This is a genomic window from Gordonia hongkongensis (assembly GCF_023078355.1).
Lineage (GTDB): Bacteria > Actinomycetota > Actinomycetes > Mycobacteriales > Mycobacteriaceae > Gordonia > Gordonia hongkongensis.
On record NZ_CP095552.1, the window covers coordinates 3339298 to 3360472 of the forward strand.

16 protein-coding genes, 2 pseudogenes and 1 riboswitch are annotated in these 21175 nt (G+C 68.1%); of the genes and pseudogenes, 9 read left to right on the plus strand and 9 right to left on the minus strand.

What is annotated here, in order from left to right; all coding sequences use genetic code 11:
• Nucleotides 1-97: 97 nt before the first annotated feature.
• Nucleotides 98-1906 carry an AMP-dependent synthetase/ligase gene (locus MVF96_RS15070; protein ID WP_247449541.1) on the plus strand — a complete coding sequence of 603 codons (1809 nt, stop codon included), beginning with the start codon at nt 98-100 and terminating at the stop codon, nt 1904-1906.
• A gap of 25 nt (nt 1907-1931) precedes the next feature.
• Here MVF96_RS15070 and MVF96_RS15075 read toward each other — a convergent pair.
• The 5 genes and pseudogenes from MVF96_RS15075 to MVF96_RS15095 form a co-directional block, all read right to left on the minus strand.
• A pseudogene (locus MVF96_RS15075) lies at nt 1932-3055 on the minus strand (glycosyltransferase family 4 protein).
• Nucleotides 3055-4451 (minus strand): annotated as a pseudogene (locus MVF96_RS15080) (hypothetical protein). The pseudogenes MVF96_RS15075 and MVF96_RS15080 overlap by 1 nt, the downstream one beginning before the upstream one ends.
• A gap of 8 nt (nt 4452-4459) precedes the next feature.
• Nucleotides 4460-5497 carry an NlpC/P60 family protein gene (locus MVF96_RS15085; protein WP_068972099.1) on the minus strand — a complete coding sequence of 346 codons (1038 nt, stop codon included), beginning with the start codon at nt 5495-5497 and terminating at the stop codon, nt 4460-4462.
• Nucleotides 5498-5727: 230 nt separating this feature from the next.
• Nucleotides 5728-6414: a C40 family peptidase gene (locus MVF96_RS15090; RefSeq protein ID WP_068972088.1), complete on the minus strand. Its 687-nt coding sequence runs from the start codon at nt 6412-6414 to the stop codon at nt 5728-5730.
• A 16-nt stretch (nt 6415-6430) separates the two neighbouring features.
• Nucleotides 6431-6663: riboswitch (cyclic di-AMP (ydaO/yuaA leader) on the minus strand.
• Between the two features lie 107 nt (nt 6664-6770).
• Nucleotides 6771-7001 (minus strand): hypothetical protein, encoded by a 231-nt coding sequence (locus MVF96_RS15095; RefSeq protein ID WP_223259021.1) that lies wholly within the window; start codon nt 6999-7001, stop codon nt 6771-6773.
• A gap of 245 nt (nt 7002-7246) precedes the next feature.
• On the opposite strand from MVF96_RS15095, the gene MVF96_RS15100 reads away from it, so the two are divergent.
• Both MVF96_RS15100 and MVF96_RS15105 read left to right on the plus strand, forming a co-directional pair.
• Complete coding sequence (locus tag MVF96_RS15100; protein WP_388028113.1) at nt 7247-9079, plus strand: DEDD exonuclease domain-containing protein; 1833 nt, start codon at nt 7247-7249, stop codon at nt 9077-9079.
• Nucleotides 9080-9105: 26 nt separating this feature from the next.
• On the plus strand, nt 9106-9384 hold the full coding sequence (locus MVF96_RS15105; RefSeq protein ID WP_058253073.1) for an Lrp/AsnC family transcriptional regulator: 279 nt from the start codon (nt 9106-9108) through the stop codon (nt 9382-9384).
• A 46-nt stretch (nt 9385-9430) separates the two neighbouring features.
• Here the strand turns inward: MVF96_RS15105 and trpD are convergent, their stop codons facing one another.
• Together trpD and MVF96_RS15115 are read right to left on the minus strand one after the other, a co-directional pair.
• The gene (gene trpD / locus MVF96_RS15110; RefSeq protein ID WP_247449543.1) at nt 9431-10501 is read right to left on the minus strand and encodes an anthranilate phosphoribosyltransferase; all 1071 of its coding nucleotides are present in this window, start codon (nt 10499-10501) and stop codon (nt 9431-9433) included.
• A gap of 21 nt (nt 10502-10522) precedes the next feature.
• Nucleotides 10523-11041, minus strand: a complete 519-nt coding sequence (locus MVF96_RS15115) for a hypothetical protein (RefSeq protein ID WP_418930390.1) — start codon at nt 11039-11041, stop codon at nt 10523-10525.
• A 119-nt stretch (nt 11042-11160) separates the two neighbouring features.
• Between MVF96_RS15115 and ctaE the strand changes: the two genes are divergently transcribed.
• The 5 genes from ctaE to MVF96_RS15140 all read left to right on the plus strand — a co-directional run bounded on the left by ctaE (nt 11161) and on the right by MVF96_RS15140 (nt 17175).
• Nucleotides 11161-11772, plus strand: a complete 612-nt coding sequence (ctaE, locus tag MVF96_RS15120; RefSeq protein WP_065630046.1) for an aa3-type cytochrome oxidase subunit III — start codon at nt 11161-11163, stop codon at nt 11770-11772.
• Nucleotides 11773-11846: 74 nt separating this feature from the next.
• Nucleotides 11847-12743, plus strand: coding sequence for a cytochrome bc1 complex diheme cytochrome c subunit (qcrC, locus tag MVF96_RS15125; protein ID WP_247449545.1), 897 nt, complete (start codon nt 11847-11849; stop codon nt 12741-12743).
• Nucleotides 12740-13897 carry a cytochrome bc1 complex Rieske iron-sulfur subunit gene (qcrA, locus tag MVF96_RS15130; RefSeq protein WP_058253077.1) on the plus strand — a complete coding sequence of 386 codons (1158 nt, stop codon included), beginning with the start codon at nt 12740-12742 and terminating at the stop codon, nt 13895-13897. Before qcrC ends, qcrA begins: the two co-directional genes overlap by 4 nt.
• A complete protein-coding gene (gene qcrB, locus MVF96_RS15135) occupies nt 13894-15516 on the plus strand; it encodes a cytochrome bc1 complex cytochrome b subunit (protein ID WP_058253078.1) in 1623 nt (540 codons plus the stop codon). The genes qcrA and qcrB overlap by 4 nt, the downstream gene beginning before the upstream one ends.
• A gap of 210 nt (nt 15517-15726) precedes the next feature.
• A complete protein-coding gene (locus tag MVF96_RS15140; RefSeq protein WP_247449547.1) occupies nt 15727-17175 on the plus strand; it encodes a bifunctional phosphatase PAP2/diacylglycerol kinase family protein in 1449 nt (482 codons plus the stop codon).
• A gap of 114 nt (nt 17176-17289) precedes the next feature.
• On the opposite strand, the gene MVF96_RS15145 is transcribed toward MVF96_RS15140, so the two are convergent.
• Both MVF96_RS15145 and ctaC read right to left on the minus strand, forming a co-directional pair.
• On the minus strand, nt 17290-17706 hold the full coding sequence (locus tag MVF96_RS15145) for a cytochrome c oxidase subunit 4 (RefSeq protein WP_058253080.1): 417 nt from the start codon (nt 17704-17706) through the stop codon (nt 17290-17292).
• Nucleotides 17707-17708: 2 nt separating this feature from the next.
• Nucleotides 17709-18806, minus strand: coding sequence for an aa3-type cytochrome oxidase subunit II (ctaC, locus tag MVF96_RS15150; protein WP_058253081.1), 1098 nt, complete (start codon nt 18804-18806; stop codon nt 17709-17711).
• A gap of 403 nt (nt 18807-19209) precedes the next feature.
• Between ctaC and asnB the strand changes: the two genes are divergently transcribed.
• Nucleotides 19210-21135, plus strand: coding sequence for an asparagine synthase (glutamine-hydrolyzing) (gene asnB, locus MVF96_RS15155; RefSeq protein WP_247449549.1), 1926 nt, complete (start codon nt 19210-19212; stop codon nt 21133-21135).
• Nucleotides 21136-21175 lie beyond the last annotated feature (40 nt).

Below are 21175 nucleotides of genomic sequence, written 5' to 3' on the forward strand. Positions count from 1 at the left end.
GGCGCAGGGTAGTGCACCCGAAACCGACGTCGCGATGAGTCCGATTCCGTGTCGGGGATACGATTCGGTGACTGATGTCTACTGAAGGGTAACCACGATGGGCGAGTACAGCGTGCCCGCGAAGTTCTCGATCGGCGACGACGAGAACTGCACGAACATCATCTTCGGCCTGGCGCAGCGATCACCGCAGCACATCGTGTTCCGCCACAAGCAGGGCGACCGGTGGGAGCCGGTCACCGCCGCCGAGGCCGCCTCCCGCATCTCCGCCATCGCCAAGGGCCTGATCGCCTCCGGCGTCAACCCCGGGGACCGGGTGGCGCTGCTGTCGCGCACCCGCCTCGAGTGGAATCTCTTCGACTTCGCGATCTGGTCCGCGGGCGCGATCACCGTGCCCATCTACGATTCGTCCTCCGCCGGCCAGATCGAATGGATCATGCAGGATTCCGGTGCGGTCGCGATCGTCCTGGAGGACGACGGACATCGCGCCGAGTTCGAGTCCATCGACTCCCTGACCACGCCGGTGACCGTCTTCCAGATCGACCGCACCGACGGGCCGGGTGCCGTCGGCGAGCTCGTCGCCGCCGGTGCCGACGTCCACGACGACGAGGTCGCGGCCCGCCGGGCCACCGTCAGGGCCGCCGACCCGGCGACGCTGATCTACACCTCGGGGACCACCGGACGGCCCAAGGGCTGCGAACTCACCCACGCCAACATGCTGTCGGAGGTGCGGGCGGTCCTCGCCGGCGACCTCCTCGATCAGGTCATCGCCCGCGACGAGAAGCGTCTGCTGATGTTCCTTCCCCTCGCCCACGTGCTCGCCCGGGCCATCACGCTCGTCGCCATCGAGGCAGGCATCGAGGTGGGACACACCAGCGACATCCCGAACCTGGTGGACGAGTTCGCCGTCTTCAAACCGTCGCTCATCCTGTCCGTGCCGCGCGTGTTCGAGAAGGTGTACAACACCGCCCGGCAGAAGGCCCACGACGGCGGCAAGGGAAAGATCTTCGACGCCGCGTCCGAGACCGCGATCGCCTACTCGCAGGCGACGGAGAAGGGGCAGGTCGGTCTCGCGCTGAAAGTCAAGCACGGCGTCTTCGACGCGCTCGTCTACAAGAAGCTCCGGGCCGCCCTCGGTGGCGAGTGCCAGATGGCGATCTCCGGTGGCGCGCCGCTCGGCGCCCGCCTGGGTCACTTCTTCTCCGGCGTCGGTGTGCCCGTCTACGAGGGGTACGGCCTGACCGAGACCACGGCGGCCTTCAGCGTGAACACCCCGTCGGCGTCGAAGATCGGCAGTGTCGGGAAGCCGTTGTCGGGCAATGCTGTTCGGATCGGCGATGACGGAGAGGTGCTGCTGCACGGCGGTGTCGTCTTCACCGAGTACTGGCAGAACCCGGAGGCCACCGCATCGGCCGTGATCGACGGCTGGTTCCATACCGGCGACCTCGGCACCGTGGATGCCGATGGGTTCATCACCATCACCGGCCGCAAGAAGGAACTGATCGTGACCGCCGGCGGCAAGAACGTCTCCCCCGCCGGACTCGAGGACGTCATCCGCGCCAACGCCCTGATCTCGCAGGCCACCGTCGTCGGCGACGCGAAACCGTTTGTGGCCGCCCTGATCACGATCGATCCCGAGGCGTTCCCGGCGTGGAAGGAGCGCACCGGCAAGCCCGCGTCCGCGACGGTCGCCGACCTCGCCGACGACACCGACCTGCGCGCCGAGGTCCAGTCGGCCGTCGACCTCGCCAACAAGACGGTGTCGCATTCAGAGGCCATCAAGAAGTTCCGCATCCTGCCGACCGACTTCACCGAGGAGACCGGCGAGATGACGCCGACGCTCAAGGTCAAGCGCAACGTCGTCGTGGAGAAGTTCGCCGGCGACATCGAGGCGATCTACCAGCGGTGAGCTCCCCGCCGGCGCCGGTTGCTCTTCAGAGCAACTGGCGCAGGCGGGCCGCCATCTGGCTCCACTGCCAGTTCTCGACGACGTAACGCCGTCCGGCCCGGCCCATCTCGGCCGCGGCCGCGCGATCACCGAGGATCGCCAGGATCGCCAGGGCGACCGCGTCGACATCGGTGCCGTCGACGGCGGTGCCGGTGACCCCCTCCTCGATGGTCTCCGGCGCGCCACCGGACAACCCGGCGACCACGGGCACCCCCGACGCCGACGCCTCCAGGTAGACGATCCCCAGGCCCTCGACGTCCAGGCCGCGCCCCTCGTCCGGGACGGCATCGCGAAGACGTCCGCGATGTTGTGGTACGCCGCGAGGTCGTCGGCGGGCACCGAGCCGGTGAAGATCACATGGTCGGCCACGCCCGTGTCGGCCGCGAGGTCGCGCAGGGTCTTCCCGTAGGGACCACCGCCGACGATGACCAGCGTCGCGTCGGGGATGGTGCGTCGGATCAGCGGCAGGGCGCGGATCAACACATCCTGGCCCTTACGGGGCACCAGCCGCGACAGGCAGAGGATCGTCGGACGCTCCCCTAGGTCGAGATGTTCGCGAAATCGCTGTCGCAGCACCGGATCCGGGGCGAACCGCTCGGTGTCGACGCCGGGGGGCAGGTGTTCCAGGCCCGCGCGGGCGCCGAAGGCCGACGCGAACCGGCCGCGGGTGTATCGGCTGACGAAGGTGATCACATCGGTGTGGCGGCCGATGTGCCCGAGCACCTGCCGCGCGCCCGGCAGCATCGACCACCCGACCTCGTGACCGTGCGTGCTGGCGATGATCCGCTGGGCGCCCGCGCGACGCAACGCCGGCGCCAGCACGGCCAGCGGCGCGGCCGCGCCGAACCACACCGTCGAGATCTGTTCGCGGCGCACGATCTCCGCGGCACGCCGCGCCACGAACGGGGTGGGGAGCATGAGCGTCGTCGGGTGCCGGTACACCCGATACGGGGCGGCCGCGTCGAACTTCTCGTGCGAGTCACCACGCCAGCGCGGCGCGTAGACGACCACGTCCTCCGGCGGCAGCAGGTCCACCAGATTCTGCAGGTAGGACTGGATCCCGCCCGGACGGGGCGGAAAGTCGTTGGTGAGCAACAACGTTCGAGACATCAACGGGCCTGCACTTCGAGCCACCGCTGCCACCCCGCGACCAGTTCGGCACGCGTCAGCCCGAGACTCGAGGCGATCGCCGTGTCCTGCGCCGCGGGCAGGGCCGACGCCGCGACCCCCATGTACATCTTCTTCAGCCGCGCCTCGTCGAATCGATCGGCGACGTAGGCGGCCAGCGACCACGCACTCTGATAAGCCACCTGTGAAGTCTGACCGTCCATCGCGAAGTCGGTGTCGGCGGGTGGCCCGGTCGGAACTCGACCGGCACGCACGGACGCGATCAGGTCGGGTGCGGCATCCGCGATCCTCGTGTGAGTCCCTTTGCGCCCGACGTATTCGGCCACGCCCTCGGTGATCCAGAGCGGCGCGTCGAGCGCGGTGTGAACGCGGGCCGCGACATGGGTCAACTCGTGCCGGAGAACCACCGCGAGCGTCGGTGCGGCGAGTTCCCGGGCCGCCGGGGTCAGGATGATGCGCTGTCCGGTCGCGGTGCGCTGGACCAGGTCGAGGCTGCTGAACACGGTCGCGGCCGCCGCGGTCCCGGTCGCCGCTCGGCCCTCGGGTACGAGTGCGGCGAACTCGTCGTCGGTCGCCGTGGCGACCACGACGGCGCGGCGATCCCAGTCGTCGCCCCAGAAGTCACTGACGGCATCCACCGCCCCGGGCAGCTCCCGCTGCAGCGTCGCCACCGTCGAAGACGTTCGGGGATACGAGGCGACCACCGACGTGCCGCCTGCGGTCGCGGTGTCGGCCACCTGGAGTCCGGGCAGCTCCCACATCTGAGTGGGTGCGGGTTCTCCTCCCAGGGCCGTGGCGTCTCCGACGAGGCGCCAGGCCTCGCCGTGGCGGGCGACCACGAACTGGGTGCCGACGACCACCTCGGCCTCGTCGACTCCCGGGACCCCCTCACCGCCGAGCGCATAGCGCAACTCCACCGGAGCGACCCACGAGTCCGAACTCCCCCGGCATCGAGGAGCTCCTGCAACTCACCGGGTACGAGCACCTCCGCCTCTTCGGTGGGCGCAAGCTGATAACCGAACCGTGCAAACCGCAGGGTGCCGCTGCGACCGTTCCGCGGCGTGAACCGGCTGGGCGCGAAACCCGCGGCGGCCGTGACGAATCTGTCCTTGAACGCCGGGGTGGCAGCGGTGTCGACGAGGGTGCCGATCGCCCGCACATCCCCGGAACGCACCGCTTCGGTGAGCGCGTCAAGCAACCGCGTCACGCCCGCCGCTCGATCACGCTCGTAGACGTTGACCGCGGTGCTCGACGACACGGGCGCGGCGGACGAGCCGGGCCCGCCGGGCACATCGACCGTGCCGCACGCGGTGGCAACTGCGATGACCAGAACGACCACGGCCGAGACGAGGCCGGCGCGCCCGCGCGGTGAGGTCACCGGTGGGACTAGAACCGGCGGGCAGAGTTGTACGGTCCGGCCTCGTCGAGCGGCTCGACCTTGACCGGAACGCCGAAGGTCGAGGCGTGGATGACATAGCCGTCACCGACGTACATACCGACGTGATGGGCATCGGGATAGTAGATGACCAGGTCACCGGGCTTGAGATCGTTCTTCTCGACCGGCTGACCGCCGGCCATCTGCGCCTGACTCGATCGCGGGATGGTCTTGCCGGCCTGCCGGAACGCCCACACCATGAGTCCCGAGCAGTCGAACGAATTCGGTCCGGTGGCGCCCCACACGTAGGGGTCACCGATCCGGGTGAGCGCGGCGTGGGTGGCGATCAGTCCGGCGGCGGTGCCCTTGGGCACCAGTCGCGGATCGAAGTCGAAGGTCGGACCGCGCAGAGCCGCCAACTGCTTGCCGGTCATCGACTTGTAGATCGACCGGATCTGGATCGCCTGGAGCTGCAGGTCGGCTTGCTTCGTCTGAAGGTCACCACGGACCCGTTCGGCGCGGGAGACCGCCTCGGAGGCGGCCACCGCCGTGCGCTCGGCATCCTTCTTCGCGATGGCGGTCCTGGCCCGTACCTTCTTGATCGCGGTCAGGTCCACCGACGCCTGACGCGAGATCATGTCGAGACCCGACATCTGGTCCAGGAGCGCCTGCGGGGAGTCGCTGACCATCACGGCGTACAGCCCGCTGACCCGCGCGCCCTGATAGCTGGCGCGGACGATCGCGTCGACTCGGTTCTGGTGCACGGCGAGCTGGGCGCGGCTGGTGTCCAGCGTCTGCTGCGCCTCGGCCGCGGCTTTCTTGGCCGCCGCCACGATGCCGCGCTGCTTGTCGTACTCGATCTTGGCGTTGTGCATCGCCTCGGTGGTCTTCTCCGCGTCGATGCCCAGTTGCTTGTAGCGGTCGAGCAGCTGATCGGCCGAGCGCGCGGGCACCGCACGGGCGTCCCCGACGCCGCCGGCGACGGTCGGTGCCAGAACGGCGAACGCCGACAGGACACAGAGCGCCACCATCAGCGGACCCGAACGCATCCTCGGCCGCGTCGCGCGACCACGCCCCTCCCCGATCAGCACGGTCTACTCACTCCCTCGTGTGTGCTCGTCGATCCCTGAGCATCCCGGGCCCCTGCACCCGTACCCCGCGTCCCGCCGACCACCCTAGGCGGCCGACCGGCCCCCGGGACTGGTTCGGGCGGATCGCAATCCACGCGATCCGCCCGTCCAGAGACCTTCGTGCTCAGTCTGTTCGTGTTCAGTTGTCGTCAGTACCGACGGATGCCCGTCAGGGTCCACTCCTTGACGGCGTCGCGCTTGACCGGCGTGCCGTAGTTGGACGAGTGGACGAACTGACCGTTGCCGACGTAGATGCCGGCGTGGCCGCCACCGTTGAAGATCATGACGTCGCCGGGCTTGGCCTCGGAGTACGACACCGCGCGTCCGCCGCCGAGCTGGCCGTAGCTGTCGCGCGGGATGTTCTTGCCGGCCTGCTTGTAGGACCAGTAGACGAGGCCCGAGCAGTCGAATGCGTTGGGGCCGGCGGAGCCGTAGGAGTACGGCGCACCGATCTTGCTCTCGGCGGCCTTCACCGCCTTCTGACCGGCGGTCAGCTGCGGCTGGCCCAGGGGCGCGCCGCCACCCTGCGGGCGGAACTGCTGCGGGATCTGCTCCGGCGCGATACCCGGCACGGTGAACTGCCCCAGGTTGGGGATCTCGACCGTGGCGGCGGGCGACTTCTTCACCGGCGTGGCCTCAGGCGCGGGCTTGGCCTCCGGGGCCTTCGCGCCGGGCAGGGCCGGGATCTCGAAAGTGCCCAGCGGGGTGTGGACCGGGGCGGCGAGAGCAGGGCCGGCGGCTGCGGCGAGCGAACCGAGTGTGATCGATCCAGCGATCACCGCCTTCTTGGCGACCGTGCTGCCACGATTGGGCTGTTCCAAACGATGTTTGGCCACGAAGCGAGTTCTCCTTCAGATCTTCCTCTACCGCCGACCGAGTTAGCTGTCGGGTTCGGGCCGGAAGAGTGGCCCTACACGTTTTTCGCGCATGAGGTATCCACTGGACACTCATGCGTGGCAACGCGATTCACCCCGATTCGGATCGGCTTCGACCGAGTCGCATCAGTGGTGATGCGCTCCGACGAGCCCGTCCGAAGGTTGTGGTTCCCCGGTTCGCCCGCGAGGGCGATTGAGCGGTGACTACTGCGGACCACTTCTGTTGAAGCGGGACGCTCCGCAAAGGTCTCAGAAAGGTTACGAAATCGGATGCGCTCTGTCCACCAGGCGACAGACAGCCAAACCTCGGCCGCTTCTCAGCCTGCCCTGAGGACGGTCACAGAGGCGCGTCGATCCGGCACCTGAACTGCGGTTTTGGCGGATCTTGCAGATCGTGCAGCGGCGCTGGTCACCATTGCAGCAGCCTGCAGAACGTCGATGGCGAGGTCCAGTTCGGCATCCGCGTCCGAGGTGGCCGCCGTTACCGAAACTCCACCTTCGTGCGGCATATCGTCCCAGCTCGGACCACCAAACAGCACTGTCATCATGCACCCGTCGCAAGCGACGGGACGAGCCGGGCAGCGCGCACAATCGACGTACATAATGTGATCTCCATCTCATCTGGCGAGGGCGGGCCGCGTCGGCCCCGTTACGGGTCGGTGTGACCGTGAGAAGACCGCATTTCTCACGTCCAGGTGGAGACTAGGGGCGCCCACCGACAAGTCCGTCGAACAGCGATCGACACAGCAGTCACACGGGTCACACGACACGATGTCGGAGCGTCGCGGTCGCGATGTCGGTGGATCGAACTAGTGTTCGCCGGGTGACGCAGACCAGCGTGGACGGCTCGCCCGCGGGGCAGCTCACCTTCGCCGACCTGGAGGCCGCCGACCAGGGGGCCACGGGTGAGACGTCGAACGAGTTCAGCGACCGGTCGCTCTTCGAGACGACCCTCGTCGTCGTCGACCTCGAGACCACCGGGTCAGACCCGGTCCGCGACCGGATCACCGAGATCGGCGCGGTCAAGATCCGCGGCGGCGAGGTGGTCGGCGAGTTCGCCACGCTGGTCGACCCCGGCCGGCCGATCCCCCCGCAGATCGTGACCCTCACCGGCATCACCACCGCGATGCTGACCGACGCCCCCCGGATCGAGTCGGTGCTGCCGTCGTTCTTCGAGTTCGCCCGCGGCTCGATCCTGGTGGCCCACAACGCTCGTTTCGACATGGGTTTCCTCCGGCAGAACGCGATCCGGCTCCACCTGCCGTGGACGTTCAGCCTCAGCCTGTGCACGGTGACCATGGCCCGGCGCATCCTCAGCCGTGACGAGGCGCCGACGGTCAAGCTCAGCGCGCTCGCCGACCTGTTCGACGTCTCCGTGCGGCCCACCCACCGGGCGCTCGACGATGCGCGCGCCACGGTGGAGGTCTTCCACCGGCTCCTCGAGCGCGTCGGCAATCAGGGCATCGCGACAGTCGGCGACCTGACGTCGTATCTCCCGAAGACCGACCCGCGCCTGCGCGCCAAACGCGCACTCGCCGACCATGTCCCGGCCCGTCCCGGGGTGTACCTGTTCCGCGGCCCGTCGAACGAGGTCCTCTACGTGGGCACCGCGGTGGACCTCCGCCGCCGGGTCCGGTCGTACTTCAGTGGCAACGACCCGCGCCGCCGCATCGCGGAGATGGTGCTCCTCGCCCAACGGGTCGACGTCGTGGAGTGTTCCCACGCCCTGGAGGCCGCCGTCCGCGAACTCCGGCTCCTCGGCGCGCACGCACCGGCGTACAACCGACGATCGACCCAGCCGCACAAGGGTTGGTGGGTGACCCTGACCGAGGAACGCTTCCCCCGGCTCAAGGTCAGCCGAACACCCACCGACGAGTCGATCGGCCCGGTGGGCAACCGCAACAACGCGGCGACCGTCGCCGACGTGATCTCGGCGGCCGCCGGTCTGCGCACGTGCACGACACGGCTCGGCGCGACGGGCTACCACTGGTGTCCCGAGGCCGATGGGAGGCGGCGGCCGGGGTCCTGCCGGGCGGCCACGGCGCAGCCGCAGACGGTGCCGGACTACTCTCCCCGGGTCACCGCGGCCCGCCGGCTCATGCGAGGTGAGGCCGACGAACTCCTCGACGGCCTCACCGCGCGCCTCACCGACCTTGCCCAGGCCCACATGTTCGAGACCGCGGCGCGGCATCGGGACCGTCTCGCGCTCACGATCGACGCCCTCGCCCGCTGCCAGCGACTGGCCGCGCTGTGCGCGATCGCCGAGATCGTGGTCGCCCGGCCCGACGGTGAACGCGGCTGGCAGTTCGCGGTCATCCGGTACGGACGGCTCGCCGCCGCCGGGCGCGCTCGACGCGGAGTCTCGCCCATGCCCGTCGTCGACGCGCTCGTCGCGGCCGCGGAGACCGTGTTACCGGGCCCCGGTCCGCTGCGGGGCGCGCCGGCCGAGGAGGTCGGCCTCGTGTACCGCTGGATGACCGAACCGGGCGCGCGCATCGTGTCGACGAGTGAGCCGGTCGCCCTGCCCGCCGGCTCCGCCGAACGCCGGCTCGGGTGGTCGCAGTCGGCGCACGACGCACGTGCGGCCAGACCCGTCGCCGACTCTCGCACACGGCAGGCGAGCTGAGGGCCACGCACCACTAGGCTGGCGACATGATCACCGCCATCGTCCTCATCCAGGCCGACATCCACCGGATCCCGGAGACCGCCCAGGCCGTCGCCGACATCCCCGGGGTCGAAGAGGTGTACTCCTGTGCGGGCGACGTCGATCTGATCGCGAAGATCCGGGTCCGTGACCACGAACAGATCGCGACGGTCGTCACCGGCCAGATCAACCGGCTACCCGGGGTTCTCAAGAGCGCGACACACATCGCGTTCCGCAGCTACTCCAGCTCCGACGTCGAGGGCGGTTTCTCCATCGGCGAGAACTGACCCGCCGAACACTGCGCCCCACAAGGATTTCGGGGCAGCGTGACCGTCAGGCGGGCGCGGCGAGCCGGCCGCTGAGCTCGGCCCACCGCTGCAGCAGGTCGGCGGCGGCACCGTTGTCGATCGCATCGGCCGCCCGCTCCTTCGCGGCGCCGAGGGCATCGGTCAGTTCCGCCGAGCTCATCGGCGCCTCCTGCTCGAACGCGACGATGGCGCCGGCCGAGTTCAGCAGCACCGCGTCCCGGACCGGGCCCGTGGTCCCGGCCAGCAACTCGCGGGCGATCGCGGCGTTGACCGTCGCATCTCCCCCCTGCAGCGCGGAGAGTTCCACGCGCGCGATCCCCAGATCCGTCGGGTCGACGGTGAGTTCGTTCACCTGCCCGGCGACGACCTGCCAGACCGTCGACGTGGTGGTGGTCGTCAGTTCGTCGAGACCGTCGTCGCCGCGGACCACCAGCGCGGAGCCGCCGCGCTCGGCGAAAGCCCGCGCCAGAACCGGCGCCAGGTCCGCGAAGGCGCAGCCGATCAGCCCCCGGCTGGGTGTCGCCGGATTGGTCAGCGGCCCCAGCACGTTGAAGACCGTCGGGATGCCGATCTCCTTGCGCGGCGGACCGGTGAAGCGGAACGCCGGATGGAACACCGGCGCGAAGCAGAAGCCGATCCCTAGTTCCGACACGCACTGCGCGACCGCGGCGGCGTCGAGGGAGATGTCGACGCCGAGCGCCTCCAGCACATCGGCACCGCCGCTCTTCGACGACGCCGCACGGTTGCCGTGCTTGACCACCGCGACGCCCGACGCAGCGATCACGATCGACGTCATCGTGGAGATGTTCACCGTGTGCGACCGGTCGCCGCCGGTCCCCACGACGTCGACGGCCGGGCGAGTGACGTCCACGAGCGTCGCGTGGTCGAGCATCGCGCGGGACAACCCGAGGAGCTCCGCCGGTGCGGCACCTTTCATCTTCACGCCGACGCCGAACGCGGCGATCTGGGCTCCGGTCGCACTGTCGGTCATGATCTCGTTCATCGCCCACGCCGCCTCGTCGGCGTCGAGGTCGAGGCGATCGGTGACCTTGCCGAGGATCTGCGGCCAGCTGAAGTCAGACTGTGCGGTGCTCACGGGGAGTCAGCATATTCGTGTTCAGAGCGGCGGACGCTGGAGGACGGCCCACTCGCGTGCGAATCCGCCGTGCCGCGAACCGAGGCTCGCCATCCGGGACCGTTCCTGCGACAGATGCATCGCGTCGAGCAACTGGACCCGCGCCAGGACCAGGACCACGAGCCGATCGTCGCGCGGCGCCGGCCTCGGCCCCCAGCGTTCGTCGTCGACGGACTCGTAACCGTCGAGCGCGGCCACCGCGGCCGCGTCGGCCCGCCGGTCGGAGGGCACCTCGACGACATGCCGGAGGATCACCTCGTCCGCGGCTCGCCACGACGACGCGTCGAGCGCCACCGAACTCGCGATGGCATCGTCGTCGGAACGGGCCACCACCTCCACCCGCTCATGCAGCGTCAGCGGACCGGCGCCGGCACGCGGGCGCAGCCGTGAGCGGAGCCGCGCCAGGCGACCCTGCTCGACGACTCGGCCGTTGAGATCACGGGGCCGGGCGGCGCCGAACTGGACATGAACACACGGTAGCGAGCCGGGCGTCCGCCACACCCTTCCCGGACACGCCGAGGGTCACCCGATTCGGGCCCGGACCTGCGACGAGAGAAATAGTCGGGGGCAATTTCCGACCCGGGTGGCCACGGCTTACTACGAACCGTCATACTTCACTTGTGACAAGCGCTGTAGGTACCTCAGGAACAGCCATCACCTCGCGCGTGCACTCGCTGAACCGGCCCAACATGGTCAGCGTCGGCACGATCGTGTGGCTGTCCAGTGAGCTCATGTTCTTCGCTGGCCTCTTCGCGATGTATTTCGTCGCCCGTGCCAACTCCGCCGTCGGCTGGCCGCCGCCACCGACCGAGCTGAATCTCGCCCTCGCCATCCCGGTGACGACGATTCTCATCCTGTCGTCGGTGACGTGCCAGATGGGTGTCTTCGCCGCCGAGCGCGGTGACGTCTTCGGCCTCCGCCGCTGGTACGTCATCACCCTCATCATGGGAACGATCTTCGTGATCGGGCAGGCGTACGAGTACACCGTGCTGGTCGGCCACGGCACGACCCTCGCGTCGGATGCGTACGGCTCGGTCTTCTACATGACGACCGGGTTCCACGGCCTCCACGTGATCGGCGGTCTGATCGCGTTCGTGTATCTGCTCATCCGGACCAAGCTGTCGAAGTTCACGCCGGCGCAGGCAACCGCGGCCATCGTCGTCTCCTACTACTGGCATTTCGTCGACATCGTGTGGATCGGGCTGTTCGTCACGATCTACTTCATCCGATGACGCCGGCCCGTTCCACCACGACCGAGCGCAGCTCGATCTAACAACAGTCCGTCCCGCTTAGTAGAGAGTCACAGATGAGTTCATCTCCACCGCGTCCGTCGGATAGCGGCACCGAGGTCGGACCCGATGCCTCGGCCCGACGCTCCGCTGCACGCGACGCCGGCCGCCGCGCCAAGGCCCGACGCAAGCTCCGTCGGCGCGCAGGCGGCACCATCGTGCTGCTGGCCGGCCTCGTCATGGCGGGTGTGCTCGCCTCGGTGCTGACCCCCGAGCCGCAGGTCGCGGTCGCCGACGAGAGCAACGCCGCGATGATCGACGACGGTCGCAAGCTCTACGAGACCTCGTGCATCACCTGCCACGGCGCGAACCTCCAGGGCGTGCCCGAGCGCGGTCCCGCACTTCTCGGTGTCGGCGACGCCGCCGTGTACTTCCAGGTGTCGACCGGACGTATGCCGGCGGCGCGTGGTGAGGCGCAGGCCCAGCGCAAGCCGGCCAAGTTCACCACCGAGCAGATCGACCAGCTCGGCGCCTACATCCAGGCCGAGGGTGGCGGACCGCAGGTGCCGCGCAATGCCGACGGCACCGTCGCGATGGAGTCACTGCGCGGCGACAGCATCGGACGCGGCAGTGAGCTGTTCCGATTGAACTGCGCGTCGTGCCACAACTTCACCGGTCGCGGTGGCGCACTGTCCTCGGGCAAGTTCGCGCCGAACCTCGACGGGGTGAACGAGGCGCAGATCTACACCGCGATGCTGACCGGTCCGCAGAACATGCCCAAGTTCTCGAACCGTCAGCTCGATCCGGAAGAGAAGCGGGACGTGATCGCCTACGTCAAGTACGTGAGCGAGGCCAAGCCCAGTGGTGGTCTGGGCCTCGGTGGTTTCGGCCCGGTCAGTGAAGGCATGGTCATGTGGTTCGTCGGCGTCATCGCCATCGTCGCCGGCGCCATGTGGATGGGATCTCGAGCATGAGCGCGAACGACAAAGACGTCCCGTCGCGGGACGAACTCGAACAGATGAGCACCGATGAGCTCGTCAAACTCGGCACCAATCTCGACGGCGTCGAGATCATCCACCGGTCCGAGCGTTACTCGGTGCCGGGCACCAAGGTCGAGAAGCGCGCCGAGCGTCAGGTGGCCATCTGGTTCACCGTGGCCGGCGTGTCCGCCCTCGCGTGCCTCGGGATCTTCCTGTTCAACCACTGGGAATTCGCCCTCCCGGACGATCCGAACTACTGGTGGTACACGTTCAACACGCCGCTCCTCGGCGTGACGTTCGGCCTGTCGGTGTTCGCCATCGGCGTCGCGCTGATCCTCATCACCAAGAAGTTCATCCCGGCCGAGATCTCGGTTCAGGATCGTCACGACGGTGGATCGACCGAGGTCGACAAGAAGACGATCGTCGGTCTGCTCCAGGACACCGGCGCCACGTCCACCCTGGGTCGTCGCAAGATGATCATCGGCTCCGCCGGTTTCGGTCTCGGCGCCTTCGCGGTCACCGGACTCGTGGCCTTCCTCGGGGGCTTCATCAAGAACCCGTGGGCCGAGGGCCCCGACTCGCCGCTGTGGCATTCGGGATGGTCGCCGATCTACAACCCGCCGGAAGCGCCCAACGAGACCATCTACCTGCGGCGTGACACCGGCAACCCGTTCCAGGTCGCCCTGGTCCGGCCGGAAGATCTCGACGCCGGCGGTATGGAAACCGTGTTCCCGTGGCGTCGTTCGGACGGGTTCGGCGAGTCCGAGCACTCCCGCCATCTGCTGGAGGAGGGCCTGCACCAGGTCCGCAACCCCGTCATGCTCATCCGTCTGCGTCCCGAGGATGCGGCCCGTGCGGTCAAGCGCAAGGGTCAGGAGAGCTTCAACTACGGTGACTACTTCGCCTACACCAAGGTCTGCAGCCACCTCGGCTGCCCCGCCTCGCTCTACGAGCAGCGGAGCAACCGCATCCTGTGTCCCTGCCATCAGTCGCAGTTCGATGCGCTCGAGTACGCCAAGCCCATCTTCGGACCGGCCGCACGTGCGCTGGCACAGCTGCCGATCACGGTGAACAACGAGGGCTACCTCGTTGCCGCAGGCGACTTCATCGAGCCCGTCGGTCCGGCATTCTGGGAGCGTAAGTCATGAGCATCGCCGAACGCCTCGGCACTCAAGCCGAAGAAGTGGACTCGCGGTATCACCTCGCCGCGGGCATGCGTCGCCAGATCAACAAGGTCTTCCCCACCCACTGGTCCTTCATGCTGGGTGAGATCGCGCTGTACAGCTTCATCATCCTGCTGGTGTCGGGCGTCTACCTGTCGCTGTTCTTCGATCCGTCGATGACGCGCGTGGTGTACGACGGCGCCTACCAGCCGCTGAACGGCGTGATGATGACCAAGGCGTACGAGACGACGCTGAACATCTCGTTCGAGGTGCGCGGCGGTCTCTTCGTCCGTCAGATCCACCACTGGGCGGCACTGCTGTTCGCCGCGTCGATCATCATCCACATGATGCGCATCTTCTTCACCGGTGCGTTCCGACGTCCGCGTGAGGCCAACTGGATCATCGGTTGTCTCCTGCTGATCCTGGCGATGTTCGAGGGCTTCTTCGGTTACTCGCTCCCCGACGACCTCCTGTCGGGCACCGGCGTCCGCGCCGCCATGAGTGGCATCGTCCTCGGCATCCCGGTCGTCGGCACCTGGATTCACTGGGCACTGTTCGGCGGCGACTTCCCCGGCGTCATCATCATCCCGCGCCTCTACGTGCTGCACATCCTGCTCTTCCCGGGAATCATCCTGGCTCTGATCGGCGCACACCTCGCGCTGGTCTGGTACCAGAAGCACACGCAGTTCCCCGGCCCCGGCCGCACCGAGAAGAACGTCGTCGGCGTCCGCATCATGCCGGTCTTCGCCGCCAAGGCCGGCGCGATGTTCGCCTTCGTCACCGGCGTCCTGGCGATCATGTCGGGCGTCTTCCAGATCAACCCGGTCTGGAACATCGGTCCGTACAACCCGGCACAGGTGTCGGCCGGATCTCAGCCGGACATCTACATGATGTGGACCGACGGTCTGATACGTCTGTTCCCGGCATGGGAGCTCTACCTGGGCAACTACACGGTGCCGATGTCGAACTGGGTCGTGCTGATCATGACCATCATCTTCGGCCTGATGTTCGCCTACCCATGGATCGAGAAGAAGCTCACCGGCGACGACGCGCACCACAACCTGCTGCAGCGTCCCCGCGACACCCCGGTGCGGACGGCGATCGGCTCCATGGCGGTCTCGTTCTACATCCTGCTGACGATCGCATGTATGAACGACATCATCGCGTTCAAGTTCCACATCTCGCTGAACGCGACCACCTGGATCGGGCGCATCGGTCTGATCGTCCTGCCGCCGCTGGTCTACTTCATCGCCTACCGCTGGGCGCTCTCGCTGCAGCGCAGTGACCGCGAGGTCCTGGCACACGGCATCGAGACCGGCATCATCAAGCGGCTGCCGCAGGGTGAGTACATCGAGGTCCACCAGCCGCTCGGCCCGGTCGACAGCCATGGTCACCCGATCCCGCTCCCCTACGAGGGTGCGGCACTGCCCAAGCGGATGAACAAGCTCGGCTCCGCCGGTGCCCCGGGTACCGGTTCGATCCTCACGGCGGATCCGCCGGAGGAGCAGCTGCGCAACGTCGAACTCGAGCACGAGATCGAGGCCGGCGAGCGTAAGGCCCTTCGCGAGCTGCAGGCCAAGGGCGGCAACCCCTTCGGCGAGTAGTCACACGAGGTCGCACGACCCACCGCGGGCCGTCGAGCACCATCTGGTGCGCGACGGCCCGCGGTTCGTTGTGCATAGTGGCTCACGTCGACGACCGACACCACTCCCCTCCCCCGGGGGTGGCTGCCGGCCCGGGTCCGATGTGGCACGGTGTACCCCATGCACCGGTCACCTCCCCGAAGTTGCGGTCTGTCCCAGATCACCCGCGGGATGGGCACTCTCGATGCCGAGATCTACGATTCGATCGCCCGGTCCCCGAGCCCGCTCCTCGACGTGACGATGCCGATACTCACCCGGGCCGCCGACCATTCGAAGCTGTGGATGGCGATCGCTGCCGGGCTCGCCGTGTCCGGCCGTCCCTCGCTGCAGCGCGGTGCCGCACGCGGACTGGTCTCGCTCGCCGTGACGAGTCTGGTCACCAACCAGGGGGCGAAGCGGATCCGCAACCGCTCGCGGCCCTCCCACGGACTGATCCCGTTGTCCCGGCGGGGTCGTCGACGCCCGACGTCGAACTCTCTGCCGTCCGGACACTCGGCCAGTGCTGCCGCCTTCGCCGTCGGTGTGGCCGTCGAGAATCCGTCCGCGGGTCTGTTGTTGTCGGCACTGGCCGGGCTCGTCGGGCTGTCCCGGGTGGCGACCGGGGCACACTACCCCGGCGACGTGGTCGCGGGGCTCGGCATCGGCGCCGTCATCGCCACCATCGGTGCCCGTGTCGTGCCGCCCATCACCGAACCGTCGCTGTCCCTGGCCGCCCCGTCCGTCGTCGACCTGGGACCCAACCCCGCCGGAACCGGGCTGGTCGTCGTCGTGAACCCGGGCTCCGCGGACGGACGGGGTCGCCGCGTGGTGGAGGCGATCCGCACCGGGCTGCCGGCCGCCGAGATCATCGAGCTCGACGACACCGACGACATGGCAACCGTTTTCGCCGACGTGGCGGCCCGCGCGGAGATCCTGGGGGTGGCCGGCGGCGACGGCACCGTGGCATGTGCCGCCGCTCCTGCGCTCGCCGCCGACATCCCCGTCGCGGTCTTCCCGGCCGGCACGTTCAACCACTTCGCGCGCGACATCGGTTGCGGCACGGTGGACACCACGATCGACGCGATCCGTTCGGGTTCGGCGTCCCGTGTCGACGCGATGTGGCTCAACGACTCCCGCCTGATCCTCAACACCGCGAGCATCGGCGCGCACCCCGACTTCGTCCGGGTCCGCCGGCGCCTTCAGCGGCGCATCAGCCGGCCGCTCGCGACCGCCGCGGCCGTTCTCCACGTCCTCCGCAAAGATCCGCACGTCCGAATCGAGGTGGAGGGCCGTGTACTCGATGCGTCGCTGTTCCTCGTCGGCAACTCGATCTACCAGCCCACCGGGTTCCTACCGTCGCGACGCATCCGGCTCGACGACGGCCTTCTCGACGTACGGATCCTCGAGACGAGCCATCGCTGGGCGACCCTGCGGCTCCTGGGTTCACTGGCGCTCGGTCGTCTCGAACGCTCCCACCTTTACCACGAGATGCAGGTCCCCGAGTTCCGCTTCACCGCCGTCGACGGCCCCGTCGCGGTGTCACACGACGGCGAGGTCGAGGAGTCGTTCTCGCAGGCCGACTTCCGCGTGGACTACCGCGTCCTGAAGGTCTTCCGGCCGGTCGGCCGGGAGCGTCCCTGACCGCTCACCGAGGGTCGCTCGGCGAAGACACGAGAGCGCCCCACCGGAGATCCGGTGGGGCGCTCTCGTGGTGCGTGCGCGGCGCCGTGCGGCGTCGGCGTCAGTGCCTGTCGCTCAGTGCTTCTCGGGGCCGACGTGGTACTCGAAGACCAGTCCCGCCGCGGTGCCCATGATGACGACGGCCGCGAAGATCGCCAGCCAGAAGTTGCCGGTCGCGAAACCGACCGCAAACGTCGAGGCGCCGAGCGCGATCAGGATGGGCCACCAGGAGTGCGGGCTGAAGAAGCCCAGCTCCCCGGCGCCGTCCTCGACCTCGGCGTCCTCGTAGTCCTCGGGACGGATCTCGACGCGCCGGGCGACGAACCGGAAGAACGTGCCCGCGATGAGCGTCAGGCCGGCCGCGAAGAACAGGCCGACGACGCCGACCCACTCGATGCCCTTGCTGGTGAACGCGGTGAAGAGGGTGTATGCGACGCCCGTCAGAAAGAAGAAGGCGGTCAGCATCTCGAAGAGGCGTGCCTCGATCTTCATCGTCAGCTCACTTCCTTGGTGCAGTTGGCGAGGGTCGGGTTGTCGGGATCACCGGTGGCACCGACGGAGCCGTCGGTCGCGCGGCGGGTGTCGAACGGCACCGTGGTCACCGCTTCGGGTGCCTGGCAGATCGACGCGAGCGCTTCGGCGTTGGTGGCGCTGGGGTTCGCCTCGCGGAACCGGATGTAGCTGTCGAAGTCCTCCGGCGAGACGGCGCGGACCTCGAAGTTCATCATCGAGTGGTACGTACCGCACATCTCGGCACAGCGGCCGACGAAGGCGCCGGTCCGGTCGATCGACTTGATCTGGAAAATCGGGTCGGTCGCGTTCTGCTCGGGGAACGGGAAGACGTCGCGCTTGTAGAGGAATTCCGGCACCCAGAACGAGTGGATGACGTCGGCCGAGGCGATGTTGAACTCGATGCGCTTGCCGGTCGGCAGCACCAGGACCGGGATCTCCGACGACGAGCCGACCGTCTCGATGCGGTCGAACTTCAGGTAGTCGCGGACGTCGTCGTCACGGCCACCGGCCGGACCGGGGAGCTCACCGTGCTCGCCGCCCTCGTCGCTGCCGGCGTGCTCGGTCTCGGCGCCGCTACCGGTCTGCGCTTGGATCTCGAACGGGTTGCCGTTCTGCTCGAAGCCGTTGTAGGTGGTGCCGTCGGAGAACTCGACCTGGTTGTAGCCGAACTTCCAGTTCCACTGGAACGCGGTGACGTCGACGACGACCTTGGAGTCGTTGTTCTTGCCCTCGACGTTGTTCTGCACGATGACCGTGAAGTAGAAGAGCACGGCGATGATGACGAACGGGATCGCCGTGTAGGTGAGCTCCAGCGGCACATTGTATGCCGTCTGGCGCGGGAACACGCCCTTCTTGGCGTCGTTCGCGCGGTGGAACGTGATCGTCCAGAAGATCAGCGCCCAGACCAGGACACCCATGACCAGCGCCGCGATGACCGACCAGGTCCACAGATCGACCATCTCTTTGCCGTCGGGCGTGACGCCCTCGGGCCAACCGAAACGCATCGCCTCACTGGCGCTGCAACCCGACATCAGCAGTGCGCCGAGGCCGAGAGCGGCGACGAATCCGAGTCGCTTCATCGTCCGCGACGCTGATGAGACACGCCTCGCTCGGGGCCGTCCACCGTGTGCCAATTTCACGCCTTCCTGCTCGCTCACCGGCGCCCTCGCGCCGAGGTGAGTGCATGCCACATGACCTGCACGGGGCAAGGTCTTGCCGTGGACACACAGCAATTCTTGCACCTAGTACTACGCAGCGTAGACCAACCCGCGGAAGCTGTCGGAATCGGGGCGCGATCGGCGTCGTGTCCCCCTCCCTCGGTCCCGCACCGGCGCCCACGGGTCGCGCGCGACAGTCGCGTTCGCTCGCACGGCCCACCGCGCCACATAGAAACTCCGCCCGCCGCTTCAGGCATACTCGGACGCGATCCGGCCCGGCGTCGGAATCGTGCGTGGACTGGCAACTGAACGGAGAGAACGAGACGTGTGTGGTCTGCTCGGCCTGCTGACATCCGACGGAACGGCCGCCGATGTCGTCGAACCGGTGGCGGTGGCCTCGCACTGCATGCGGCATCGCGGACCCGACGAGCCCGGTACATGGCACGACGACGACATCGTGTTCGGGTTCAATCGCCTCTCGATCATCGACATCGAGCATTCGCATCAGCCGCTGCGCTGGGGCCCGCCCGAGAATCCCGACCGTTACGCGCTGGTGTTCAACGGCGAGATCTACAACTACCTCGAGATCCGCGCCGAGCTGGCGAAGGACGAGGGGGTGCTGTTCCGGACCGAGGGTGACAGCGAGGCGATCGTCGCAGCGTTCCACCACTGGGGCCCCGACGCGGTCAAACGGCTTCGCGGCATGTTCGCCTTCGCGATCTGGGACACCGAGAACCGCTCGCTCTTCCTCGCCCGCGACCCGTTCGGCATCAAGCCGCTGTTCGTGGCGTCGGGCCCCGGCGGGCTGATCTTCGGCAGCGAGAAGAAGAGCCTGCTCGAGCTGATCGAACGCGTCGGGCTGTCGACCGAGCTCGATCCCCGCGCGATCGAGCACTACACCGTGCTGCAGTACGTCCCGGAGCCCGAGACGATCCACGCGTCGATCCGGCGGCTCGAGTCGGGCTGCCACGCGACCGCCACGCCGGGCAGTCCCCTGTCGATCCGGCGGTACTTCACCCCGCAGTTCGGTGTTCGCCCGGTCACCGAGGCCACCCGGCAGAAGCGGTACGACGAGATCGCCGACGTCCTCGCCGATTCGGTCGCCAAGCACATGCGCGCCGACGTCACGGTCGGGTCGTTCCTGTCCGGCGGCATCGATTCGACGGCCATCGCGGCGCTCGCGATCCGGCACAACCCCGACCTCATCACCTTCACCACCGGCTTCGAGCGCGAGGGCTACTCGGAGGTCGACGTCGCCGCCGAGTCCGCGGAGGCGATCGGCGCTCGGCATGTCGTGAAGGTCGTCGGGCCGTCGGAGTTCATCGAGTCGATCCCGTCGATCGTCTGGTACCTCGACGATCCGGTCGCCGACCCGGCACTCGTCCCGCTGTACTTCGTGGCCGCCGAGGCGCGCAAGCGCGTCAAGGTGGTCCTGTCCGGCGAGGGCGCCGACGAGTTGTTCGGCGGCTACACGATCTACAAGGAACCGCTGTCCCTCGCCGCGTTCGACCGGCTGCCCCGTGCGCTGCGTCGTGCGGCGGGCAAGGTGTCCGAGCGGATTCCGGAGGGGACCCGCGGCAAGAGCCTGCTGCACCGCGGGTCGCTCACGCTTGAGGAGCGCTATTACGGCAACGCCCGCAGCTTCGACGACGCGCGGCTCCGCGCGGTGCTGCGCGACTACCGTCCCGAATGGACCCACACCGACGTGACCACCCCGATCTACGCGATGAGCCAGGGCTGGGACCCGGTGGCCCGGATGCAGCATCTCGACCTCTTCACGTGGCTACGCGGCGACATCCTGGTCAAGGCCGACAAGATCACCATGGCCAATTCGCTCGAGCTGCGGGTGCCGTTCCTCGACCCGGAGGTCTTCGCGATCGCCGAAGGTCTCCCCCACGACGAGAAGATCGCGCACGGCACAACAAAATACGCGTTGCGCAAGGCGCTGGAGCAGATCGTCCCGGCGCACGTTCTGCATCGCAAGAAGCTCGGCTTCCCGGTCCCCATCCGCCACTGGCTGGCCGGCACCGAGATGTTCGACTGGGCGCACGACACGATCATGCATTCGCAGACCGATCACATCTTCGCCAAGGACGCGGTTGTCGCGATGCTCAACGAGCACCGAGAAGGCGTGGTGGACAACAGCCGTCGACTCTGGACGGTCCTGATGTTCATGGTCTGGCACGGCATCTTCGTCGAGGGCACGATCGTTCCGGAGATCATCGACCACACCTATCCCGTGCGGGTCTGATTCCCCGACAACCGAAGCCGCCCACGAATCCGGGGCGGCT